Origin of the sequence: Planktotalea sp., from assembly GCF_039984035.1 — a bacterium.
Lineage (GTDB): Bacteria > Pseudomonadota > Alphaproteobacteria > Rhodobacterales > Rhodobacteraceae > Planktotalea.
In genome coordinates, this window is the sequence record NZ_JBDWVM010000132.1 from 1 (window position 1) to 5,522 (window position 5,522).

The following is a 5,522-nucleotide window of genomic DNA, read 5'->3' on the forward strand; positions in this document are numbered from 1 at the left end:
TAAAGCAAAGGCATATTCGGGCCAATTGGAACGGCATGCCAAAAAGAGCTGACAACTGTCACCTAAAAGACAACGCAAGACGCGGTGAATCGCTTGACGCCTATGTGTTAAAGTCCTAGGAGGACCGAACAGATTTATCGCGCTGGCGAAAGCCGCGCCCATTTTTTGTTCGCAAGGGTTCGCTTTGCAACAAACAACACGAGGAAATGCCCATGTCGCGCCGTTGCGAATTGACCGGAAAAGGCCCGATGACGGGCAACAACGTAAGCCACGCTAAAAACCGTACACGTCGTCGGTTCTTGCCGAACTTGAACGATGTTACGTTGCAGTCTGAAACATTGGGTCGCGGCGTTAAGCTGAAGATCTCTGCAGCAGCGCTTCGCTCTGTTGATCACCGTGGTGGTCTGGATCAGTTCCTTGCAAAAGCAAAAGACGCTGAGCTGTCTGACGGCGCGTTGAAAGTGAAAAAAGAAATCGCAAAAGCGCAAGCGGCAGCAGCCTAAGCCTTTTTCGACATTTCGAACGTTTTGCACCCCGTAGCTCCGCGCTGCGGGGTGCTTCGTTTTGTCTGTTGATCTCTTTGGGGGGCAGGCATAGGTCCGAGGTATGACATTGCCTTCGCATATATTGGGCGCCTTGCTCGCTCTTCTTGTGGCCTTCACGGCGCAAGGTGCAGCCGTTGCGCGCACGATGCCAGACGCGACTGGGCAAATGGTGATTTGCACGGGCACAGGGCCAGTGATGGTCTATTTTGATGAGCATGGTGAACCCACTGCGCCGCCGCAGCTCTGCCCTGATTTTGTAAGTTCTTTGATCGTGGCGTTGGATGTGCCCGCGATCGAGTTATCTGCGATGGGTCGCTGGCACCGTACAGACGCGAAGATCGCACAATTTGACTTTATGCCCTTGTCGCTGGGCGCGCCGAATGCTCGGGCCCCGCCTGTTTTAGTTTAACGATCAAAAATCATTAAACTCATTCCAGACAAGGAGACATGAAAGATGTCTTTCACTTCGAAAACCGTTGCCATTGCGATTGCGCTTTCCACCGCTTTACCCGCATTTGCCGAAGGTATTATGGTCCATGACGCCTATGCACGCGCTGCGCGTCCGGGCGCACCGACAGGCGCTGCCTTTATGCAAATTATGAACCATTCAAGCGAAGATGATCGTTTGCTCAGCGTTGCGTCTGAAGTCGCGAAGCGCGTTGAGTTGCACACGCACAAAGACCTCGGCGAAGGCGTCATGAAAATGATGGAAATCGAAGAGGGTTTGGCGATTCCTGCCGGTGGCAAGCATGGTCTGGCGCGCGGCGGCGATCATGTGATGTTCATGGGTTTGAACCAAGATTTCGTACAAGGCGAAAGCGTGGAAATTACGCTGACCTTTGAAAAAGCAGGCGATGTTGTGGTTCAGGTTCCGATTGATTTGGAACGTCAGGATCATGGCGGCATGGAACACGGCGATAAAGCGCATAAACACAAAGATCACTGATCTTTTTATGGGGTCGGGGGCGTTTGCCCCTGACTTTACAGCAAGCTCTCGACCCATTCGGGAACACAAGCGCTCGCTTTGCCGAAAATTGTCTGTTCGAACTGAGAGACGACCGCACTCGGTTCGAGGTTAAGCTCGACTGTCAGAGCACCAAATGCGCTGGCCTCCTGAACAAAACCCGCGGCAGGATACACGTTGCCGGAGGTTCCGATGGCGGCGAACAGATCTGCCTCGCTGAGGTGGTGATAAATCTCATCCATTTGATAGGGCATTTCGCCAAACCAAACGATGTCCGGCCGTGTCGTTTGCGCCGCGCACGTGGGGCATTTCATCGTCTTGTTCATCGCAAGGGGGGCAGGCCAACGGGCATCACAGGACGCGCAGAGCGCACCGTCGAGAAAGCCGTGCATATGCATCACATGTTGCGAACCTGCGGCCGCATGCAAACTATCGACGTTTTGCGTAACGAGGATCAATTCACCTTGAAATTCACGCTCTAGCTTAGCCAAGGCAACATGCGCCTCATTTGGTTTGGCTGTTCGTGCCTGAGCGCGGCGGGCGTTGTAGAAATCGTGCACAAGATCGGGATTGCGCGCAAAGCCCTCAGGCGTCGCCACATCTTCGATACGGTGTTGCGCCCAAAGACCCCCTTCATCACGAAAGGTGCCAAGCCCGCTTTCCGCAGAAATGCCAGCGCCTGTTAGGATAACGATTTTCTTCATGGCTGGCTTAAGAGCACATTTGCTGAGCGCGTGCGCCGAATTCTTTGTAGCGCTTCCAGAAAGATTCGTGACTGGATCGGTCTGACTGGCGAATCTCTTGCGAGCGATGCGGGTTTTTGAAGAAACTCGATGCCAGTTGGTGATCTGATTTTTTCAACGTGCCGCGCGCTGCTTTTTCGATGCAGTTGCACAATCTGCGATTCGCAGCTTTGCGATCCGATTTCACGCATTCGCGCGCAATTCGACCCGCATCCAGTTGAGCTGGAAGCGCAGGGGATAGTAGTGCCGCTACTGTGAGCGTCAAAATAAGGTGTTTCATTGCTTTGCCTCGTGTCCGGCATCGGCGCAGGTCTTGGTGCCCATCGTCTCGAATGCAGGTTGCCTTCGTGGTTAATATAACGCGAAATACTCAAAGTTTCAATTCTTTGAGGCGATCGGCGTCAGTTTGCTCAAACGTCAAAGACCGATGCGCGCATGCGCCACTTGACCAAGGCGCAAAACCCACTCATATCCCAGCTATGACAGAGCTGAGCAAAATCCGTAATTTCTCCATCGTGGCGCATATTGACCACGGGAAATCCACACTCGCTGATCGCCTGATCCAGGAGACTGGCACGGTGAAGGATCGTGACATGCAAGAGCAGATGCTCGACAGCATGGATATCGAACGTGAACGCGGCATTACCATTAAGGCCAACACGGTTCGTATCGAATACAAGGCCGACGATGGTGAAGATTATGTTCTGAACCTGATCGACACCCCCGGTCACGTCGATTTCGCTTATGAAGTCTCCCGCTCCATGCGCGCGGTTGAAGGTTCTTTGCTGGTTGTAGACAGCTCCCAAGGGGTTGAGGCGCAAACGCTCGCGAACGTCTATCACGCAATGGATGCGGATCATGAGATCGTGTCGATCCTGAACAAGATCGATTTGCCCGCGTCAGACTGTGATCGCGTTGCTGAACAGATCGAAGATGTCATTGGTCTTGATGCGACGGACGCCATTCAGGTGTCTGCGAAAACAGGCCAAGGGATTCACGAAACGCTCGAGGCGATTGTCACGCAACTGCCCGCACCGACGGGTGACCGCGATGCACCGCTGAAGGCGATGCTGGTGGACAGTTGGTATGATGCCTATCTTGGCGTTATCGTTCTGGTGCGCATTATTGATGGCGTTCTGAAGAAGGGCGAAAAGATCAAAATGCTGTCTAATGATTCAATTCACCATGTGGATCGAATTGGGGTGTTCCGCCCACAAATGGAAATGATTGATGAGCTGGTTCCAGGCGAGATCGGTTTTCTAACCGCGTCGATCAAACAAGTGCGCGACACACGTGTGGGTGATACGATTACCCATGAGAAGAAGGGCACCGATGAAGCGCTGCCCGGCTTCAAGCCTGCGCAACCAGTTGTTTTCTGTGGCCTGTTCCCGGTTGATAGCGCTGAATTCGAAGACCTGCGCGATGCGATTGATAAGCTTGCATTGAACGATGCGAGTTTCTCGTTCGAGATGGAAACATCTGCTGCGCTTGGGTTTGGTTTCCGCTGTGGTTTCTTGGGTCTGTTGCATTTGGAAGTGATCCGCGACCGGATCGAGCGCGAATACAACATTGAGCTGATCACAACTGCACCGTCTGTAATCTACCACATTCATATGAAGAGCGGTGAGATGCTGGAGTTGCATAACCCAGCTGATATGCCCGATTTGACCTATGTGGATCACTTGGAAGAGCCGCGCATTAAGGCGACTATTCTTGTGCCGGACGAGTACTTGGGCGACGTTCTGAAACTGTGCCAAGATCGCCGCGGTATTCAGGAAGACCTGACCTATGCGGGTACGCGCGCGATGGTGGTCTATGATCTGCCGCTCAATGAAGTTGTTTTCGATTTCTACGATCGTCTGAAGTCGGTCACGAAGGGCTATGCGTCCTTTGATTATCAGATGACGGGCTATCGCGAAGATATGCTTGTGAAGATGTCGATCCTTGTGAACGATGAACCTGTCGATGCTTTGTCCACGATGGTGCACCGTGATCGCGCCGAAATGCGTGGCCGGGCGATGGTTGAGAAGCTCAAGGATTTGATCCCACGCCACATGTTTAAGATTCCGATCCAAGCAGCGATTGGCGGTAAGGTTATCGCCCGTGAAACGCTGTCTGCGATGCGCAAAGATGTGACCGCGAAATGCTATGGCGGTGATGCGACCCGTAAGAAGAAGCTACTCGAGAAGCAAAAAGCGGGTAAGAAGAAGATGCGCCAATTCGGGAAAGTGGATATCCCGCAAGAAGCATTTATCTCAGCGCTTAAGATGGATAACTGATGGTAAGGTGCGTGGTATCACGCACCCTACGCCGTGACTTTTTGTAACTTTGCAAAAGATGTGAACTCCCAGTGCTCTGGGCGATTTACCAATCCATGACGCACTGGATCCATCCAGCACATGTCCATATGCGCGTCGAAATCAGTCTTGCTGCGAATATGATGCTCCCAAAAACGACGATGCCAGATACCGCGCTCTTTGCGTTTGAGATCGCTGGATCGTTGAGATCCTTTGGGTAGTCCATGTGAAAACCGGGACTTGATGACGCGCCATCGCGTTGAAAAATCATGATCTTCTGCTGGCAACGTCCAAATGCAATGCATGTGATCTGGTAGCACCACCCAAGCATTCACAGTTACCGGCCTTTCGCGCAAAGTGCGTTGCACTGCGCTGCGCAAAAGATGAATTTCGCGGAGCAGTAAATCGCTCCCATGAGTTCGTAGACCGACCGTGAAGAAGATCGTAGCGCCTGGAATTTTTGGTCGAAGATAATTTGACATGGCTAAGTTGTGTGCGTTCAAGATTAAGATCATATGAACGCCCGTAAGGTGCGTGATACCACGCACCCTACATATATCTGTTACATAACAAGACTAGACGCGCGGTAGGAGAACAGACATGACAACATATGCAATAAATGGCCTTGGCCGCATTGGTAAACTCGCACTTCGCCCCCTGATTGAAGGTGGTGCTAAGATCGCATTTTTGAACGACGCGATAGGCGATCCTGAGATGCATGCCCATTTGCTAGAATTTGATACGGTGCATGGCCGTTGGGATGCTGATTTTTCTTATGATACCGACAGTATTTCCATAAACGGAACCAAGCTTCCTTTATGCAAAACGCGAAATCTGACGGAACTCCCACTGGATGGGGTTGATGTCGTCATCGATTGTACCGGTGCATTTAAGACCGAAGCCAAGCTTGCCCCATATTTTTCTGCTGGTGTGAAGAAGGTGATCGTGTCCGCCCCAGTCAAGGTCGGCAACG

At 52.1% G+C, this 5,522-nt stretch carries 8 protein-coding genes; 5 read left to right on the top strand and 3 right to left on the bottom strand.

Annotated features, from left to right (window positions below):
- Window positions 1-212 precede the first annotated feature (212 nt).
- From rpmB to ABJQ89_RS05985, 3 genes are all read left to right on the top strand, one after another.
- Window positions 213-503 (top strand): 50S ribosomal protein L28, encoded by a 291-nt coding sequence (gene rpmB / locus ABJQ89_RS05975; protein WP_348495354.1) that lies wholly within the window; start codon window positions 213-215, stop codon window positions 501-503.
- A 103-nt stretch (window positions 504-606) separates the two neighbouring features.
- Window positions 607-954 carry a hypothetical protein gene (locus tag ABJQ89_RS05980; protein ID WP_348495355.1) on the top strand — a complete coding sequence of 116 codons (348 nt, stop codon included), beginning with the start codon at window positions 607-609 and terminating at the stop codon, window positions 952-954.
- A gap of 45 nt (window positions 955-999) precedes the next feature.
- Window positions 1,000-1,491: a copper chaperone PCu(A)C gene (locus tag ABJQ89_RS05985; RefSeq protein ID WP_348495356.1), complete on the top strand. Its 492-nt coding sequence runs from the start codon at window positions 1,000-1,002 to the stop codon at window positions 1,489-1,491.
- A 35-nt stretch (window positions 1,492-1,526) separates the two neighbouring features.
- Here ABJQ89_RS05985 and ABJQ89_RS05990 read toward each other — a convergent pair whose 3' ends face one another.
- Together ABJQ89_RS05990 and ABJQ89_RS05995 are read right to left on the bottom strand one after the other, a co-directional pair.
- Window positions 1,527-2,213, bottom strand: coding sequence for an NAD-dependent deacylase (locus ABJQ89_RS05990; RefSeq protein WP_348495357.1), 687 nt, complete (start codon window positions 2,211-2,213; stop codon window positions 1,527-1,529).
- Window positions 2,214-2,220: 7 nt separating this feature from the next.
- Window positions 2,221-2,532 (bottom strand): hypothetical protein, encoded by a 312-nt coding sequence (locus ABJQ89_RS05995; protein WP_348495358.1) that lies wholly within the window; start codon window positions 2,530-2,532, stop codon window positions 2,221-2,223.
- Between the two features lie 199 nt (window positions 2,533-2,731).
- Between ABJQ89_RS05995 and lepA the strand changes: the two genes are divergently transcribed.
- The gene (gene lepA / locus ABJQ89_RS06000; protein ID WP_348495359.1) at window positions 2,732-4,531 is read left to right on the top strand and encodes a translation elongation factor 4; all 1,800 of its coding nucleotides are present in this window, start codon (window positions 2,732-2,734) and stop codon (window positions 4,529-4,531) included.
- Between the two features lie 26 nt (window positions 4,532-4,557).
- Here the strand turns inward: lepA and ABJQ89_RS06005 are convergent, their stop codons facing one another.
- A complete protein-coding gene (locus ABJQ89_RS06005; protein WP_348495360.1) occupies window positions 4,558-5,031 on the bottom strand; it encodes a transposase in 474 nt (157 codons plus the stop codon).
- A 118-nt stretch (window positions 5,032-5,149) separates the two neighbouring features.
- Here ABJQ89_RS06005 and ABJQ89_RS06010 point away from each other — a divergent pair.
- On the top strand, window positions 5,150-5,522 hold a 373-nt coding region (locus ABJQ89_RS06010), incomplete at its 3' end, for a glyceraldehyde 3-phosphate dehydrogenase NAD-binding domain-containing protein (RefSeq protein WP_348495361.1).